Raw genomic sequence first — 15,394 nt, 5'->3', positions numbered from 1 at the left:
ATGAAACTGACTTTCCTGGGGACCTCCTCAGGCACCCCCACGCGCCACCGCAACGTCTCCGGCCTCGCCGTGCAGACGGTGCTCAACGCCGACTGGTTCCTGATCGACTGCGGCGAGGGCACGCAGCATCGCCTGCTGCAAACGCCGCTGTCTCTGAACGACTTGGTCGCCATCTGCATCACGCATGTGCACGGCGACCATTGCTACGGCCTGCCGGGCCTGCTCGCGAGCGCGGGCATGGGCAAGCGCACGAAGCCGCTGAAGCTGATCGCGCCGCTGCCGGTGTGGGAGTGGTTCGAAGCCACGCGCGCACTGACCGACCTGCATCTGCCCTACGAGGTCGAGCACGTTGATCTTGAAGACCAGCCGCTGGTATACGAAGCGCCCGGCGTGCGCATCGACCGCGATGTGCTGCGGCACCGGGTGCCCAGCCACGCCTACCGCGTGCAGGTCGAGACTCGCCGCTCGCGGCTGAAGGCCGATGCGCTGCGTGCCATCGGCCTGCCGCCAGGGCCCGCATGGCGCGCGCTGCAGACCGGCGAAGACGTGCCCTTCAACGGCGAGGTGCTCCGCAGTGCCGACTATGCAGACACGCAGGTGGACACGGCCACCGCGGTGCTGGGCGGCGACAACGCCGAGCCCGCGCTGCTGCGCGATGCCTGCAAGGGCGCGCAACTGCTGGTGCACGAAGCCACCTTCACGCAGGACGCGCTCGACAAGGTCGGCCCCGGGCCGATGCACAGTTCCGCGCGCCTGTTGGCCGAGTTTGCGCAAACCGTCGAAGTGCCGAACCTGATCCTCACGCATTTCAGCGCGCGCCACCAGAACGAAGAGGGTATGACGGCGCTGATGGCCGAGGCGCAGGCGCACTACAGCGGCAATGCGTTCCTGGCCAATGACCTGGACGTGTACGAGCTCGACAGTGCCGGCAAGGTGACAGTCACGCGGGCCTGACGAGAGAAAAGAAGAAAGAAGAATCGAAGATGAGTACCGAAGAAGAATTCCTGCGCTCCGCCCACCCGATCGAGCCCGCCATGCGCGCGCAGATCATGGAGGCCCTGCGCGACATCGAAGCGAAGCATGACGTGACCGTGCTCTTCGCCTGCGAATCCGGCAGCCGCGGCTGGGGCTTTGCCTCACCCGACAGCGACTACGACGTGCGCTTCATCTACGTCAACCGCCTGCCGTGGTACCTCACGGTGACGCCGCGCCGCGACGTGATCGAGGTGCCGATCAGCGGCGACCTCGACATCAACGGCTGGGACCTGCGCAAGGCGCTAGGCCTGATGCGCGAGTCGAACCCGACGCTGCTCGAATGGCTGCGCTCGCCCATCGTGTACCGCGACGACGTGGTGGCGATGCCGCGTTTCCGCGCCCTGTCGGAGGCGGTGTTTTCCAACGCGCGCGGCTGGCATCACTACAGCTCGATGGCGAAGAAGAATTTCCGCGAGCACCTGCAGGCCGACGAGGTGCGCTACAAGAAATACCTCTACGTGCTGCGCCCGCTGCTGGCCGCGCGCTGGATCCGCTCGCAGCCCGGCGTGCCGCCGATGCGCTTCGCCGACCTGGCGCAGCGCACGCTCGACCCGGCGCGCGATGCGGCGCTGATCGACGAGATCAACGCGCTGCTCGAAGTGAAGATGCGCGCGGGCGAAGCCGCGACCAGCCCGCGCTGGCCCGGCATCCACGCGTTCATCGAATCCGAGCTGGCGGCCAATGCGGCGGAGCCGGTGACGCCGCTGCCGCAGGCCGAAGAGGCCGGCCTCGATGCATTCCTGCACGAGACGGTGCTGCGCTTCGAGAAGGCAAAGACGGAGGCCGCACATGATTGAACTCGACGGTTCGCAAGGCGAGGGCGGCGGCCAGATCCTGCGCACCAGCCTCGCGCTGTCGGTGGTCACGGGCCAGCCGCTGACCATCGAGAAGATCCGCGCGGGCCGCGCCAAGCCGGGGCTGATGCGCCAGCACCTTGCGTGCGTGAACGCGGTTGCCGAAATCAGTGGCGCGCAGGTTGAAGGCGCGGAGCTGGGTTCGCAGTCGCTGCGCTTCCAGCCCGGCCCGGTGCGCGCGGGCGAGTACCGCTTCGCCATTGCCAGCGCGGGCAGCTGCATGCTGGTGCTGCAGACCGTGCTGCCACCGCTGCTGCTTGCTGGCGCGACCAGCCGTGTGCACCTGAGCGGCGGTACGCACAACCCGATGGCGCCGCCGTTCCACTTCCTGGAGCGTGCCTTCGCGCCGCTGGTGCGCCGCCTGGGCGCGGACCTGCAACTGACGCTGCGCCGCTGCGGCTTCTATCCGGCCGGCGGCGGCGAGGTCGAAGCGACCATCGTGCCGGCGGCCGGCGCGCTGCAGCCCTTCGATCTGATGGCGCGCGGCGCGCACCAGTCGAACTACGCCGAATGCCTGGCGCCCGGCCTGCCGCGCCATGTGCCGACGCGTGAGCTCGATACGCTGGGCGGCGCGATGGGCTGGTCGGGCGAGCAGCTGCGCTTCGGCGCGGTGCGCCAGAACGAAGGCCCCGGCAATGCGCTGATGGCCACGCTGGCGTACGAGCATGTCACCGAGGTCTTCACGGCCTTCGGCGAGAAGTCGCTGAGCGCCGAGCAGGTGGCGCACGGGCTGGTGAAGGAGCTGCGCGCGTTCCAGAAGAGCGAGGCCGCGGTCGGCCCGCACCTTGCGGATCAGCTGGCGTTGCTGCTGGCGCTCGCGGCGTGGCAGAGCAAGAAGGCCTGTGCCTTTACCTGCAGCGAGGTGACGGAGCACACGCGCACCAACTGCGCGGTGATCGAGCGCTTCCTGCCGGTGCGCTTCGCGATCACCGAGAGCCGCCAGGCTTCGACGGTGCAGGTCTCGCCGGCCTAGCTCAGGCCAGCGGCGTCGCGTTGGCGTACAGGCGCAGCAGCATCGCGCGCAGCGTCTTCACTTCCGCCGCGCTGAAGTCCGAGGTGGCCACCGCCTCGTAGTGCTGCGCGAGCGGAATCAGCTCGCAGGTCAGCGCGAGGCCGCGCTCCGTGAGCGCGATGCGCACCGCGCGCTTGTCGGTGTCGCACTTCTCGCGCGCCACCAGTTCATTCGCCGCCAGTCGGTCGACGATGCGCGACAGCGCCGACAGGTCGGTCGACGCGTGCGTGGCCAGTTCAGACAGCGTTTGCCGCGGCGTGTGCTGCAGCGACGCACACACGCGCCATTCGCTGAGGCTGAGTCCGTAGGGCTTCAATGCCTTCGCAAAGGCATTGCCCATGCGCGCGCCGGCGCGTGCCAGCAGGAAGGGAATGGCCTTCTCGAGGTCGTGATCTTGGGGCAGGGTTTTCATCTAGACATGCTTGAACAATCAAGTATATAGTCCGCCGCAATTACTTGAATAATCAAGCAAATACGGAGACGATCATGAGCCTGAAGCCTTTACGACGAGCTATCGGCGCATGCGCCATTGCACTGTCTTTCCTGGGAACGATGCCTCTGGCAACCGCTCAGGGAACGGCTGCCAAGTGGCCCCAGCAGGCGGTGCGCTTCGTGGTGCCGTTCCCCGCGGGGTCGGCGCCCGACGTGCTGATCCGCCATGTGGGCGCCAAGCTCGGCGAGAAGTGGGGACAGGGCGTGATCGTCGACAACAAGCCCGGCGGCAGCGGCGTGATCGGCATGAACGCGATCCTGGCTGCGCCTGCCGATGGCTACACCTTCGGCTTTGTGCAGGGCTCGGCCATCTCGGTGGCGCCGAGCACCATCAAGGGCGTGACCTACGACTTCAACCGCGACTACGTGCCGGTCACGCTCGCGGCCGTCGCGCCCTTCATGCTCGCGGTGCCGGCCAATTCGCCCTACAAGACGCTCGCTGACTTCATCGCCGCCGCACGCGCCAAGCCGCAGGGCATCGAGGTGGCAGACAACGGCCGCGGCACCGCGCCGCACCTGGCTTCGGCATTGCTTGGGCTGCAGTCGGGCGCGCAGTTTCTCGAAGTGCACTACCCGGGCGGTGCACAGGCCATGCAGGCCACGCTGGGCGGGCAGACCCAGATGATGGTCGAGACCTACAACGTGGTCGCCGGCAACGTGCAGGGCGGGCGCATGCGCGTGCTGGCCAGCATGGGCGACCGCGTCGAGGCCGGGCTGGAGCAGTTCCCGCTTGCGAGCAAGACAGTGCCCGGTGCGGTGGCGCACGGCTGGTTCGCCGTCATCGCGAAGAAGGGCATCGATCCGCAGGTGCTCGCGAAGCTCAACAAGGACATGAACGAGGCGCTGCTGCTGCCCGACGTGGTGGCCAAGTCGCGCGAGCTGGGCACCTACCCGCGCCCGGGCACTCCCGAACAGCTGGCGCGCTACATCGCCGACGACCGCAAGACCTGGCAGGACGTGCTGGACAAGCTCAACATCAAACCGGAGTGATTCATCGATGAAGAACAAGATAGCGCTCGAAGAGCATTTCGCGATCGACCTGACGATCGCCGACTCGCAGGTATACGCCCGCCCCGAGGTATGGCAGGGCCTGAAGAACAACCTGCTCGACTTCGAGCAGCAGCGCCTCGAGCAGATGGACGAGTGGGGCACCGAGCTGTCGATCCTCTCGCTCAACTCGCCGGCGGTGCAGGCCATTCCCGATGCGAAACGCGCCGTCGAAGTCGCGCAGCGCGCCAACGACGTGCTGGCCGAGCAGACGAAGCGCCATCCCACGCGCTTCGGTGGGTTCGCGGCGTTGCCCATGCAAGACCCCGAGGCGGCCGCGCGCGAGCTGGAGCGCTGCGTGACGCAGCTGGGCTTCCACGGCTTCCTGGTCAACGGCTTCTCGCAGGTGGGCGACGAGAACACCGTCGTCTATTGCGACGACCCGCGCTTCGCCGACTTCTGGATTGTCGCCGCTGCATTGAAGAAACCCTTCTACATGCACCCGCGCGACCCGTTGCTGAGCCGCGAGCCCATCTACGAAGGTGCGCACTGGCTCACCGGCCCCACCTGGGCCTTCGCGGTGGAGACCGGCCTGCATGCGCTGCGCATCATGTCGAGCGGCCTGTTCGACCGGCATCCCGATCTGCAGATGATCCTCGGCCACTTCGGCGAGGGCATTCCCTTCAACATCTGGCGCGTCGACCACATCCTGCGCAAGGGCCGCCGCGGCATGCCCTGCGACAAGGAAATCGGCGACTACCTGCGCAGCAACGTGCACATCACGACCAGCGGCAACTTCCGCACGCCCACGCTGCTGTCGACGATGCTCGAGGTGGGGGCGGACCGCATCATGTATTCGGTCGACTACCCGTTCGAGAAGCATGAGGACGCGGCCCGCTGGTTCGACAAGTGCGAGATCAGCGAGAACGACCGCCAGAAGATCGGCCGCGACAACGCGCGCAAGCTGTTCGGATTGAAGTGACATGCGCACCGTGAAAGACACCCGTCCCGTGCTCGTGGCCGGTGGCGGCATCGGCGGGCTCGCAGCTGCGCTGGCACTGGTGCGCGAGGGCTATCGCGTGAAGGTGATCGAGCAGGCGGGCCAGATCGGGGAGATCGGCGCCGGCATCCAGCTCAGCCCCAACGCCTTCGCGGCTTGCGACGCGTTGGGCGTGGGCGAGCATCTGTGCGCCAAGGCGGTCTACACCGAAGAGATGGTGATGTTCGACGCCATCGACGCGAAGCGCGTGGCGAGCATCTCGTTGTCCGATCGCTTTCGCGAGCGCTTCGGCAACCCCTATGCGGTGATCCACCGCGCCGACATCCATGGCGCGTTGCTCGAAGGCGTGAAGGCCACGACAGAAGGCATCGAGTTCCTCACCTCGACCAAGGTCGTGCACATCGAGCAGGACGACGCAGGCGTGACGCTGATCGATGCACAGGGCGGCCGTCACGAAGGCCAGGCCGTGATCGGCTGCGACGGCGTGCGCTCGGCGGTGCGCCAACAGTACGTGGGCGACAGCATCCGCGTATCGGGCCATGTGGTGTTTCGTGCCGTGATAGACACGGCCGACTTCCCCGAGGCGCTGCGCTTCACCGCGCCATGCATCTGGGTCGGGCCCAACTGCCACCTGGTGCACTACCCGTTGAAGGGCGGCGACAAGTTCAACATGGCGGTCACCTTCCACAGCGACCAGCCCGAGGAGTGGGGTTCGATGGACGGCGACCCGGCGGAGGTGCAGCGCTACTTCCGCCTGACCTGCGAGCAGGTGCAGCAGCTGCTGCGCATTCCGAAAGCGTGGAAGCGCTATTCCACAGCCGACCGCAACCCCATCGAGCAATGGACCTTCGGCCGCGCCACGCTGCTGGGCGATGCGGCGCACCCGATGGTGCAGTACCTGGCGCAGGGCGCGTGCATGGCCTGCGAGGACGCCGTGACGCTGGGCCTCGCGCTGCGCCGCGAAGAGGGCGACTGGCCGCGCGCGCTGGCGTTGTACGAACGCTCCCGCGTTGCCCGCACCGCGCGTGTCGTGCTCTCGGCCCGCGAGATGGGCCGCATCTACCACGCCAAGGGCGTCGAGCGACTGGTGCGCAACAGCATGTGGACGGGCAGGCCGCAGGAGCGCTTCTACGACGCGCTCGAATGGCTCTACGGCTGGACGGCCGCCAACTGCCTGGGCGACGAGAAGGTCGCGTGAAATTCAAGGAAACGACATGACGACAAACGAACCCTTTCGCGGCTGGACCCTGGCCGCCCGCGTGCTGATGGCGGTGATCTTCCTGGTCGCGGGCGTGCGCAAGCTCATGACCTATGGCGCAACGCTCGGCTACTTCGCCAAGCTCGGCATCCCGCTGGCCGACGTGGTGCTGCCGTTGACCATCGCACTCGAGATCGGCGGCGGGCTGCTGCTGATCGCCGGCTGGCGCGTGCAATGGGTTGCCGGCGCGCTGGCCTTGTTCACGCTGGCCACGGCCTTCGCGGCGCACGCGTTCTGGGCCGCCGACGCGGCGCAGTTCAATGCGCAGCTCAACAATTTCCTGAAGAACGTGGCCATGGCCGGCGGCTTTCTGCTGCTCATCGTTCAGGCGGGCGCCGGCGAGAGGACGGCCGGCAATCGAAGCTGAGCGGAAAACTCCTTTCCGTTCCTGTCGTTGAATGAGTAGGCGGCCCGGCGGGACACTCGCCCGGCGGGCCGCCGGCGTATCGTGATGCCCGGCATCGGCCGTTCATGAACATTCGAGAGACAGACAGGAAAAGCCATGACCACACCATCGTTCGTCTACACCAGCGTGCCCCAGCGGGTGGTGTTCGGCGCGGGCTCGCTGCAGCACCTGGCGCGCGAGATCGACCTGCTCGGCGCGCGCCGGGCCCTGGTGCTGTCCACGCCCGAGCAGCGCCCGCAGGCCGAGCGCGTGGCCGACATGCTCGGCGCGCACGCGGCCGGTGTGTTCGACCGTGCCGTGATGCACGTGCCGATCGAAACGGCGCGTGAGGCGCGGGAAGTGGCCGCCCGGCTGGGCGCGGATTGCGCCGTGGCCATCGGTGGCGGTTCCACCACCGGGCTGGGCAAGGCCATCGCGCTCGACTCGGGCCTGCCGATCCTCGCCATCCCTACAACCTACGCGGGCTCCGAGATGACGCCGATCTACGGCATCACCGAAGCCGGCATGAAGAAGACGGGCAAGGATTTCAAGGTGCTGCCGCGCACCGTCATCTACGACCCCGAGCTTTCGCTGGGCCTGCCCGTGGGCATGAGCGTGACCAGCGGCATCAACGCCATCGCGCATGCGGCCGAAGGGCTCTACGCGGTCGATTCGAATCCGATCATGGACCTGATGGCGCAGGAAGGCATTGCAGCACTGGGCCGCGCGTTGCCGGCGATCCGTGCCACGCCCAAGGATGCGAGTGCCCGCAGCGACGCGCTCTATGGCGCCTGGCTCTGCGGCACGGTGCTCGGCAATGTCGGCATGGCGTTGCACCACAAGCTGTGCCACACGCTGGGCGGCAGCTTCAATCTGCCGCATGCCGAGACCCACACCATCGTGCTGCCGCATGCGCTGGCCTACAACGCCGAAGCGGCGCCGCAGGCCATGGCGCGTATCGCGCAGGCGCTTGGGGGAAGCACTGCCGCGCAAGCCGTGTACGACCTTGCACGCGACAACGGTGCGCCGGTTGCGTTGCGCGACATCGGCATGAAGGAATCCGATCTCGACCTGGCCTGCGAGCATGCGCTGAAGAACCAGTACCCCAATCCGCGCCCTCTGGAGCGCGATGCGATTCGTGCCTTGCTGCAGAACGCGTGGGAAGGTGTGCGGCCCTGATTTGCGGCAGGGCCGCGTCGCCGCTTACAGGCCGGCCTGGCGCGTGAACGACACCGTCGGCTTGCTGTAGGCCGAGGGCACCTGGTCGCGGTAGAACGCGCGGCGGTCCAGGCTTTGCAGCGGGTCGTGAGCGGTGGCCACGGCCTGGTCGCGCACCGCACTGCGGTCGAGCGTGGAGTTGACGGCCACAGTGCCTTCAGCGGCGCTGTCGGAGTAGGAGTTGCCGGCGCGCGTGGCAGCCACGGCTTCGGCCTGCACGTCCATGCGGCTGGCGGACGAGGTGATGGCGTGCGCGCCTTCGTAGGTTTCAGCGTGCGCGCCTGCTGCGCCGAGCATGGCGAATGCGGCGGCGGAGATGGCGATGAGTTGCTTGGTGTTCATGATGCGAGTCCCTTTGACTGTCAGTGTGGGCGGCGGACATTCGTCGTTGCCACGGGATGCAGTGTGAAATCGCATCGTGGTTTGCGCTGTGCGTTTGCGCACCGCTTTCGGCAACTACAGAGGAGCAGCGCTGTGCGGTGCGTAGAGCACCGCAAGAGGTTCGGAGCGTCCCCGCACGGTGAGCGTTTCGATCGCGCCCATGGCCTCCGCAACACCGGCCTGCTCGGCCGCGAACAGCGAGACGACGAGGCGCGATGCGGCCGTCTTCGAGTGGTCCTGCAGCCGGCTCGCGGTGTTGACCACTTCACCGATGGCCGTGAAGGTCGTGGTTTCCAGATAGCCCACTTCACCCACCGCCGCACGGCCCGCATGCAGGCCCATGCCGAACTCCAGCCGCTGGCCGAACTGCGCCTCGAAGCCTTCGCTCCATGCATCCATGCGCTGGCCGATCAGCTCGGTCGCGTGCAGTGCCTGCCTGCAAGCGGTGGGCAGGTCGCATTCGAGCCCGAAGATCGCCATCACGCTGTCGCCGATGAACTGGTTCGGCACGCCGCCGCTTTCGCGCACTGCCGCACCGACGGTGGCGAAGTAGCGGTCGAGCACATAGGCCAGGTCGAAGGGCCACTGCCGCTCCGACAGGCCCGACCAGCGCCGAAGGTCGACGAACAGGATCGCCACGTCGCGCTCGCGCCCGAAGCTGCCGACCGGCGCGGGCCGGCCTTCATTGGGCAGCGGCGCGAACAGAGGCGTGACCTCGACGTCGCCGCGCGGGCGCAGCTGGCAGGCCAGGCGCACGTCGGCCGGCGCGCGCACGCGTTCGAGCGTGCGCTGCTCGTCGCGGCCGGGTTCGCCGATGTGCTCGACCGGGCCGGCCACGCGCACGCGGCAGGTCGAGCAGCGCGCCCGTCCGCCGCAGATCGACACATGAGCGATGCCGTGCGAGCGGCTCGCTTCCAGCACGCTCCAGCCGCGCGGCACCTGCACCGTGCGGCCGGGGTAGCGCAGCGTGACCGATGGTTGCCGCGACCAGCGCGCGAAGCTGTTGCGCCCCCAGCGCGCCCCCAGCAGCGCGACCAGCGCCAGCCCGTAGAACCACTTGATGTTGCCTTCGGCCGTATTCAGCGCCTTGCCTTGCTCGGGCGTGGGAAGCACGGTGGGCGGCACGCCGCTCCACTGGAACTCGCGCCCCATGGAGACGAAGCCCATCGCCGCCGTCAGCGGCAGCACAACCGCAATGGCCAGCAGCAGGTAGGAAAAGCGTCGCCAGGCCGGCTGCGCCCGCAGTGCGAAATGCAGGCCCAGGCAGCCGTGGACCCAGGCCGCCAGCATCATCAGCAGCTGTGCGGCCGCGCCCTGCCAGTCCCACAGCCCCCAGACCACGCGCACATACGAGCCCTCGATGCCATAGGCCAGGTAGGCGCCGCGCATGGCAGTGAGGTGCGCGGCCAGCAGCAGCGGCAGCGCAAAGCCCAGCAGTACGCGCAGGCCTTCGAGCGGCGGCATGCGCAGGGTGCGGCGCTCCCACAGGGCGACCACGGCCAGCGCCAGGTGGGTGGCGGCCGCGCCGTACAGCAGCACGGTGCCTGGCAGGCTGTGCCAGAACTTCTGCACGCCGCGCAGCACGGTCTCGGCCGCGGCAAAGGAATAGATGCCCAGCGAATGGTTCAGCAGATGCGCCGTGATGTAGGCCATCAGCACCAGCCCGCTCGCCCAGCGGAGATTGCGCCGTGTCGGCGGTCTCAGGGAAAAAGGGGGGGCGTGAGGGGAACGTCTGTCCATGAACGGGTTCGAAGCGGCACCCGAGCATAATCCGCGCGCCCCTACCTAGCCTGGCATGGCCAAACCTGAACTCACCCCCCGCTCCAGCCTCGCGCTGCGCCAGATCGCGCTGCTCGAAGGCCTTTCAGACCAGCGCCTGGACCTGCTGGCCCAGCAATGCCTGTGGCACAGCGTGGAAGCCGGCAAGCCCTTGCTGCTGCGCGCCGAGCAGCAGGGCGACCTGTTCCTGCTGGTCTCGGGCCGGGTGCGGGTGACGACCTACTCGGCCAATGGCCGGCAGGTGACTTTCCGCGATTCCGAAGCCGGCGAGCACTTCGGCGACATCGCCGCCATCGACGGCGGCCCGCGCTCCGCCGACGTGGTCACGCTCGAACCCAGCGTGGTCGCCAGCCTCGACCGCGCTGCCTTCATGGCCCTGCTGCACGACGAGCCGCTTGTGGCCCAGCGCGTGATGCTGCGGCTGGTGTCGCTGGTGCGGCAGCTGTCGGAGCGCGTCATCGACCTGAGCACCCTCGGCGTGCAGAACCGGCTGCATGCCGAACTGCTGCGCCTGGCCCGTATTGCCGGTATCGACGGCAATCAGGCCCGGCTGGAGCCGGCTCCCAAGCATGCGGCGCTGGCCAGCCAGATCAGCACCAACCGCGAGCAGGTCACCCGCGAACTGAACGTGCTGGTGCGCGGCGGCGTGCTGCGCAAGGACGACAAGGCCCTGCTGGTGGCCGACGTCGCCCGCCTGGAACTGATGGTTTCGCAGGTCAGGGGCGACGCCGACTGAGCCGGAAGACGCTCAGTTCCAGCGACCCTTGACGCCGCCCACGCTGAAGCGGCCGGCACCCAGCAGCACCACCGTCAGCGCGCCGAACAGGTACAGGCCCTGCAGTTCCAGCGCCCAGCCGCCCTGCTTGGTCAGCGAGAACAGGTCGGCCATGTGCACCAGGCCGAAGGCCACCAGCATGTTGATGACCACCACGGCGGCGGCCGCGCGGGTGAAGACGCCCGCGATCATCAGCAGCGGCGCGACGATTTCGCCCACGTACACCAGGTAGGCCAGCCCACCCGGCAGCCCGGCCTTGGCCAGCATGCCGCCGATGAAGCCCACGCCGGCCGACAGCTTGAAGATGCCGTGCAGCAGCACCAGGAAGCCGATCGTCACGCGAATCAGCAGCTTGCCGGAATCGTCCAGCGCGGCGGGGGAGAGGGCGGAAAGCGGCGATGCGATCGGCGCACGCGGGGTGTTGGCGGCTGCGGCCTGGGTGTTCATGGCAGATCCTTGCTTGGTGGAAAACGATGGGTCCGCCGCGGAATGCGACGGTTGCGGTTCCAGTTTGCGAGGCCGCCGAAATGCGGGATGTGCGTTTACGCACATGTTTTGGCGAAAGGCCGTTTTGCCCGGTCAGTGGCTGCCGAAGTGGCCTGTCCACTTTCTTTCGTAGTCCATTTTTGCGAAATGCGCCGCCATGAAGTCGATGAAGCTGCGCACCTTCGCCGACAGGTGCTTGCGGCTCGGGTACGCCAGGTTGATCGTCAGGTGCGGCAGGTCCCAGTCGTCCAGCGTGGGCACCAGCCGGCCGGCCACGATGTCTTCGTAGACGATGTAGGTCGGCTGCACCAGGATGCCCATGCCGTCCAGCGCGGCGGCGCGCAGCACCTGGCCGTCGTTCGATTCGAGCAGGCCCGTCACCGACACCGTGTGCGTCTCCCCGCCACGGCTGAAGCGCAGCTCGTTCGGGTTGTTGGCGTAGGTGTAGATCAGCAGCTTGTGCTGCTTCAGATCGTCCAGCGTCTTCGGAAAGCCGTGCTGCGCGAAGTAGCGCGGCGATGCCGCCAGGATGCGCCGCGTCTCGCCGAGCCGGCGGATCGTGACGTTCGAATCAGGCTCGTACTCGCGCGTGCGGATCGCCACGTCGATGTTGTTGTCGATCAGGTCGAAGTAGCGGTTTGCGGCCTCCACGTGCACCGTCACGCCCGGATAGCGCTGCGTGTATTCGCGCAGCAGCGGCGCGATGTGATGGATCGAGAAAGAAAGCGAGGCCGTCACGCGCAGCACGCCGGTCGGGTTGAGCGCGGTGGCGTTCACCGTCGACTCGGCGTCCGCCAGGTCGGCCAGGATGGTGCGGGCGCGGCCGCAGAACTCGCGGCCGGTGTCGGTGAGGTACAGGCGGCGCGTATTGCGCTCGACCAGCCGCGCGCCCAGCCTTTCTTCGAGCGCACTCAGATGGCGGCTTGCGGCGGCGTTGGAGAGGCCCAGCGCCTCGGCCGCGCGGCTCAGGCTGCCGGCATCGGCGATCTGCACGAGCAGGGCGATTTCGGTCCAGCGGTCCATGGGGTGGTGTCTCCGGGCTTGTTTTTCAGGGCCGGACGATTTTGGCGCAGGGCAGGCTCGACCGTTCCGCTGGGCGGAAAAATCATTTGCGCCCTGGTGCTTTCGTGCGAACGGCGTGCGGCCTACAGTGCGCCGAGACAACATGGAGACAGCCACGATGCGCAACCTCAACCAGGACAACATCACCCAGGCCGTGCTCGCGCGCTTCGCCGATACCCCCAGCCCGCGCCTGCACGAGATCATGACCAGCCTGGTGCAGCACCTGCACGCCTTCGCCCGCGAGGTGAAGCTCACCGAGGACGAGTGGTTCCAGGGCATCCAGTACCTCACCGCCACCGGCCAGAAGTGCGACGACAAGCGGCAGGAGTTCATCCTGCTGTCTGACGTGCTGGGCCTGTCGATGCTCACCATCGCGATGAACAACGACAAGCCGGTCGGCTGCACCGAGGCCACCGTGTTCGGCCCCTTCTACTTCGAAGGCGCGCCCGAATACGAGCATGGCGACGACGTGGCCAACGGCGCTGTAGGCGCGCCCTGCGACGTGTTCGCCACGGTGTGCGGACTCGACGGCGAGCCGGTGGCCAATGCGGTGGTCGACGTGTGGCAGGCCGACGAAGGCGGCCACTACGACGTGCAGCACCAAGGGCTGGACCACGCAGAGAACCGCGGCCGCCTGCGCACTGCGGCCGATGGCTCGCTGCATTTCCGCAGCGTGCTGGCCGAGGCCTATCCGATCCCGGTCGATGGGCCCGTGGGCGACCTGCTGCGCGCGACCAAACGCCACCCGTGGCGGCCCGCGCATCTGCATTTCAAGATCGAGGCGCCGGGCTACGAACGGCTCATCACCCACGTGTTCCGCGACGGCGACCAGTGGCTCGACTCCGATGCGGTGTTCGCGGTGCGCCAGTCGCTGGTCGCGCCATGGAAGAAGCAGGACAACGGCCGCTGGCGGCTGGACTTCGACTTCGTGCTCAACCCGTTGAAGCAGCCTGCCTGATCCAAACAAAAAACAATGAAGGAGACAACGCAAATGACAGACACCCTGCAGCAGGAGCTGCTGATCCGCCGGATGATCGAACGCTGGGCCGTGTGGCGCGACGCTGGCGACTGGGAGCGCTTCGCCACCGTTTGGCACCCCGATGGCGTGATGATGGCCACGTGGTTCCAGGGCCCGTACACCGAGTTCATCCGCGTCACGCAGGAGGGCTGGGCCAAGGGCGTGAGCATCCTGCACTTTCTGGGCGGCTCGGCCATCGAGGTGGCTGACGAGCGCGCCATCGCGCAGACCAAGATGACCATCTCGCAGCGCGGCATGGTCGAGGGCGTGCTGTGCGATGTGGTGTGTACCGGCCGCTTCTACGACTTCGTGGAAAAGCACGGCGGCGAATGGAAGCTGCTGCACCGCCAGCCGATCTACGAGAAGGACCGCATCGACCCGGTGGACCCTGCCGCCACGGTGAAGCTCGACGCTGCGGTGCTGGCCGACCTGCCCGAAGGCTATCGCCACCTTGCCTACATCCAGCAGCGCATCGGCTACACGGTGAAGCTGGACATGCCGATGCTCAAGGGGCCGGCGGTGGAGGCGCTGTACCAGCGCGGCGCGCGCTGGCTCGCTGGCGGCGCACTCGAGCGCTGAACGGCCATGGACACCACACTCGACCGCCGCAGCGTCATGGCTGCGGCGCTGGCGATGCTCGCCATGCCGAAACTCGCGCTTGCACAAGACTGGCCTTCGAAGCCGCTCAAGCTCGTAGTGCCGCAGCCACCCGGCGGCGGCTTCGACTTTGTCGGCCGGCTGCTTGGCGAGCGTCTGTCGCGCGCACTGGGCCAGCCCGTGATCGTCGACAACCGCTCGGGTTCCGGCACGGTGGTCGGCACCGACTTCGTCGCCAAGGCGCCGGCCGATGGCTACACGCTGCTGGTCGGCTCGGTGTCGAACCTCGCGCTCAACATGGGGCTGTACAAGAACCTGCCCTACGACTCGCTGCGCGACTTCGAGCCGCTGGGGCTGGCCGTGGCCTACAGCTACACGCTGATGGCGCGGAAAGACCTGCCGCAGGCCACGCTGAAAGACGTGGTGGCGTTTGCCAAAGCCAACCCGAAGAAGCTCAACTACGCATCGGCGGGCAACGGTTCTGGACAGCATGTGATCGCGGCGGCGCTGTGGCAGCAGGCCGGTGTGGAGCTGACGCACGTGCCGTACCGCGGTGCGCAGGCGGCTTACCAAGACCTGCTCGGCGGTCGGGTCGATCTGTTCTTCGACCTTTCGCCGACGGCGCGGCCGCAGGTGGTGGCTGGCAATGCGAAGGCGCTTGCGGTGTCGGGTACATCGCGGCTGCCGACGCAGCCTGACGTTCCCACCATTGGCGAGACTGGCGTGGCGAAGCTGGAGCTTGAATCGTGGTTCGGTCTCTTTGCTCCGGCGAAGACACCACCGGCGGTGCTGGAGCGACTGCGTGCCGAGCTTGCAAAGGTCATCGCAATGCCTGAGGTGATGGATTCGTTCGTGAAGGCCGGTGGCAAGCCGCTCGCGCTGTCGCAGTCTGACACGCACGCGCTGGTGCGCAAGGACGTGGAGCGTTGGAGTCGCACGGTGCGTGAGCTGGGTATTCAGCCGGAGTAGCGCCAGAGTGCCTGCATGGCGCGCCCTGTCCTGCTACGCTCGCGAAGCCCGCCGCCCCGGTGGGCTTTTTTCTGCGCTTCCTCTGC

17 protein-coding genes are annotated in these 15,394 nt (G+C 67.6%); 12 read left to right on the top strand and 5 right to left on the bottom strand.

The window, feature by feature from the left end; all coding sequences use genetic code 11:
* From AC07O3_RS22235 to rtcA, 3 genes are read left to right on the top strand one after another with little or no spacing between them, the layout of a single operon-like run.
* A complete protein-coding gene (locus AC07O3_RS22235) occupies positions 1–954 on the top strand; it encodes a ribonuclease Z (protein ID WP_495340357.1) in 954 nt (317 codons plus the stop codon).
* A 29-nt stretch (positions 955–983) separates the two neighbouring features.
* On the top strand, positions 984–1,832 hold the full coding sequence (locus tag AC07O3_RS22230) for a nucleotidyltransferase domain-containing protein (protein ID WP_093177507.1): 849 nt from the start codon (positions 984–986) through the stop codon (positions 1,830–1,832).
* Complete coding sequence (rtcA, locus tag AC07O3_RS22225) at positions 1,825–2,862, top strand: RNA 3'-terminal phosphate cyclase (protein WP_093079606.1); 1,038 nt, start codon at positions 1,825–1,827, stop codon at positions 2,860–2,862. Before AC07O3_RS22230 ends, rtcA begins: the two co-directional genes overlap by 8 nt.
* 1 nt (position 2,863) lies before the next feature.
* Here rtcA and AC07O3_RS22220 read toward each other — a convergent pair whose 3' ends face one another.
* Positions 2,864–3,313, bottom strand: a complete 450-nt coding sequence (locus tag AC07O3_RS22220; protein WP_093057588.1) for a MarR family winged helix-turn-helix transcriptional regulator — start codon at positions 3,311–3,313, stop codon at positions 2,864–2,866.
* A gap of 140 nt (positions 3,314–3,453) precedes the next feature.
* Here AC07O3_RS22220 and AC07O3_RS22215 point away from each other — a divergent pair, with 140 nt between their 5' ends.
* The 5 genes from AC07O3_RS22215 (at position 3,454) to AC07O3_RS22195 (ending at position 8,202) form a co-directional block, all read left to right on the top strand.
* Positions 3,454–4,383, top strand: coding sequence for a Bug family tripartite tricarboxylate transporter substrate binding protein (locus AC07O3_RS22215; protein ID WP_495340356.1), 930 nt, complete (start codon positions 3,454–3,456; stop codon positions 4,381–4,383).
* 7 nt (positions 4,384–4,390) lie between these two features.
* Positions 4,391–5,362 carry an amidohydrolase family protein gene (locus AC07O3_RS22210; RefSeq protein WP_495340355.1) on the top strand — a complete coding sequence of 324 codons (972 nt, stop codon included), beginning with the start codon at positions 4,391–4,393 and terminating at the stop codon, positions 5,360–5,362.
* Between the two features lies 1 nt (position 5,363).
* The gene (locus AC07O3_RS22205) at positions 5,364–6,578 is read left to right on the top strand and encodes a 3-hydroxybenzoate 6-monooxygenase (protein ID WP_495340354.1); all 1,215 of its coding nucleotides are present in this window, start codon (positions 5,364–5,366) and stop codon (positions 6,576–6,578) included.
* Positions 6,579–6,594: 16 nt separating this feature from the next.
* On the top strand, positions 6,595–7,005 hold the full coding sequence (locus AC07O3_RS22200) for a DoxX family protein (protein WP_440532610.1): 411 nt from the start codon (positions 6,595–6,597) through the stop codon (positions 7,003–7,005).
* A gap of 135 nt (positions 7,006–7,140) precedes the next feature.
* Positions 7,141–8,202 (top strand): maleylacetate reductase, encoded by a 1,062-nt coding sequence (locus AC07O3_RS22195; RefSeq protein WP_093057593.1) that lies wholly within the window; start codon positions 7,141–7,143, stop codon positions 8,200–8,202.
* Positions 8,203–8,226: 24 nt separating this feature from the next.
* Here AC07O3_RS22195 and AC07O3_RS22190 read toward each other — a convergent pair whose 3' ends face one another.
* Both AC07O3_RS22190 and AC07O3_RS22185 read right to left on the bottom strand, forming a co-directional pair.
* A complete protein-coding gene (locus AC07O3_RS22190; protein WP_495340353.1) occupies positions 8,227–8,583 on the bottom strand; it encodes an alpha/beta hydrolase in 357 nt (118 codons plus the stop codon).
* 114 nt (positions 8,584–8,697) lie between these two features.
* Positions 8,698–10,362, bottom strand: a complete 1,665-nt coding sequence (locus AC07O3_RS22185; RefSeq protein ID WP_495340352.1) for an adenylate/guanylate cyclase domain-containing protein — start codon at positions 10,360–10,362, stop codon at positions 8,698–8,700.
* Positions 10,363–10,417: 55 nt separating this feature from the next.
* Between AC07O3_RS22185 and AC07O3_RS22180 the strand changes: the two genes are divergently transcribed.
* Entirely contained in the window at positions 10,418–11,137 is a 720-nt protein-coding gene (locus tag AC07O3_RS22180; protein ID WP_495340351.1) for a Crp/Fnr family transcriptional regulator, read from the top strand.
* 12 nt (positions 11,138–11,149) lie between these two features.
* Here the strand turns inward: AC07O3_RS22180 and AC07O3_RS22175 are convergent, their stop codons facing one another.
* On the bottom strand, positions 11,150–11,623 hold the full coding sequence (locus AC07O3_RS22175) for a DoxX family protein (RefSeq protein WP_093079583.1): 474 nt from the start codon (positions 11,621–11,623) through the stop codon (positions 11,150–11,152).
* 132 nt (positions 11,624–11,755) lie between these two features.
* Positions 11,756–12,685 carry a LysR family transcriptional regulator gene (locus AC07O3_RS22170; RefSeq protein WP_307617052.1) on the bottom strand — a complete coding sequence of 310 codons (930 nt, stop codon included), beginning with the start codon at positions 12,683–12,685 and terminating at the stop codon, positions 11,756–11,758.
* A 157-nt stretch (positions 12,686–12,842) separates the two neighbouring features.
* On the opposite strand from AC07O3_RS22170, the gene AC07O3_RS22165 reads away from it, so the two are divergent.
* The 3 genes from AC07O3_RS22165 to AC07O3_RS22155 are packed head-to-tail and all read left to right on the top strand — an operon-like array spanning position 12,843 to position 15,308.
* Entirely contained in the window at positions 12,843–13,682 is an 840-nt protein-coding gene (locus AC07O3_RS22165) for an intradiol ring-cleavage dioxygenase (protein ID WP_093079578.1), read from the top strand.
* Between the two features lie 33 nt (positions 13,683–13,715).
* On the top strand, positions 13,716–14,321 hold the full coding sequence (locus AC07O3_RS22160) for a nuclear transport factor 2 family protein (RefSeq protein ID WP_093079576.1): 606 nt from the start codon (positions 13,716–13,718) through the stop codon (positions 14,319–14,321).
* Positions 14,322–14,327: 6 nt separating this feature from the next.
* Positions 14,328–15,308 carry a Bug family tripartite tricarboxylate transporter substrate binding protein gene (locus tag AC07O3_RS22155; protein ID WP_495340350.1) on the top strand — a complete coding sequence of 327 codons (981 nt, stop codon included), beginning with the start codon at positions 14,328–14,330 and terminating at the stop codon, positions 15,306–15,308.
* Positions 15,309–15,394: the final 86 nt, after the last annotated feature.

It is taken from the genome of Variovorax sp. GW821-FHT09D05, from assembly GCF_059416325.1.
This window is presented reverse-complemented; position numbering and strand designations above follow the sequence as displayed.

Bases quoted from the DNA above. Each gene is read 5' to 3' on its own strand.
- AC07O3_RS22235 (WP_495340357.1), top strand. From the start codon at position 1: ATGAAACTGACTTTCCTGGGGACCTCCTCAGGCACCCCCACGCGCCAC.
- AC07O3_RS22230 (WP_093177507.1), top strand. From the start codon at position 984: ATGAGTACCGAAGAAGAATTCCTGCGCTCCGCCCACCCGATCGAGCCC.
- rtcA (WP_093079606.1), top strand. From the start codon at position 1,825: ATGATTGAACTCGACGGTTCGCAAGGCGAGGGCGGCGGCCAGATCCTG.
- AC07O3_RS22220 (WP_093057588.1), bottom strand. From the start codon at position 3,313: ATGAAAACCCTGCCCCAAGATCACGACCTCGAGAAGGCCATTCCCTTC.
- AC07O3_RS22215 (WP_495340356.1), top strand. From the start codon at position 3,454: ATGCCTCTGGCAACCGCTCAGGGAACGGCTGCCAAGTGGCCCCAGCAG.
- AC07O3_RS22210 (WP_495340355.1), top strand. From the start codon at position 4,391: ATGAAGAACAAGATAGCGCTCGAAGAGCATTTCGCGATCGACCTGACG.
- AC07O3_RS22205 (WP_495340354.1), top strand. From the start codon at position 5,364: ATGCGCACCGTGAAAGACACCCGTCCCGTGCTCGTGGCCGGTGGCGGC.
- AC07O3_RS22200 (WP_440532610.1), top strand. From the start codon at position 6,595: ATGACGACAAACGAACCCTTTCGCGGCTGGACCCTGGCCGCCCGCGTG.
- AC07O3_RS22195 (WP_093057593.1), top strand. From the start codon at position 7,141: ATGACCACACCATCGTTCGTCTACACCAGCGTGCCCCAGCGGGTGGTG.
- AC07O3_RS22190 (WP_495340353.1), bottom strand. From the start codon at position 8,583: ATGAACACCAAGCAACTCATCGCCATCTCCGCCGCCGCATTCGCCATG.
- AC07O3_RS22185 (WP_495340352.1), bottom strand. From the start codon at position 10,362: ATGGACAGACGTTCCCCTCACGCCCCCCCTTTTTCCCTGAGACCGCCG.
- AC07O3_RS22180 (WP_495340351.1), top strand. From the start codon at position 10,418: ATGGCCAAACCTGAACTCACCCCCCGCTCCAGCCTCGCGCTGCGCCAG.
- AC07O3_RS22175 (WP_093079583.1), bottom strand. From the start codon at position 11,623: ATGAACACCCAGGCCGCAGCCGCCAACACCCCGCGTGCGCCGATCGCA.
- AC07O3_RS22170 (WP_307617052.1), bottom strand. From the start codon at position 12,685: ATGGACCGCTGGACCGAAATCGCCCTGCTCGTGCAGATCGCCGATGCC.
- AC07O3_RS22165 (WP_093079578.1), top strand. From the start codon at position 12,843: ATGCGCAACCTCAACCAGGACAACATCACCCAGGCCGTGCTCGCGCGC.
- AC07O3_RS22160 (WP_093079576.1), top strand. From the start codon at position 13,716: ATGACAGACACCCTGCAGCAGGAGCTGCTGATCCGCCGGATGATCGAA.
- AC07O3_RS22155 (WP_495340350.1), top strand. From the start codon at position 14,328: ATGGACACCACACTCGACCGCCGCAGCGTCATGGCTGCGGCGCTGGCG.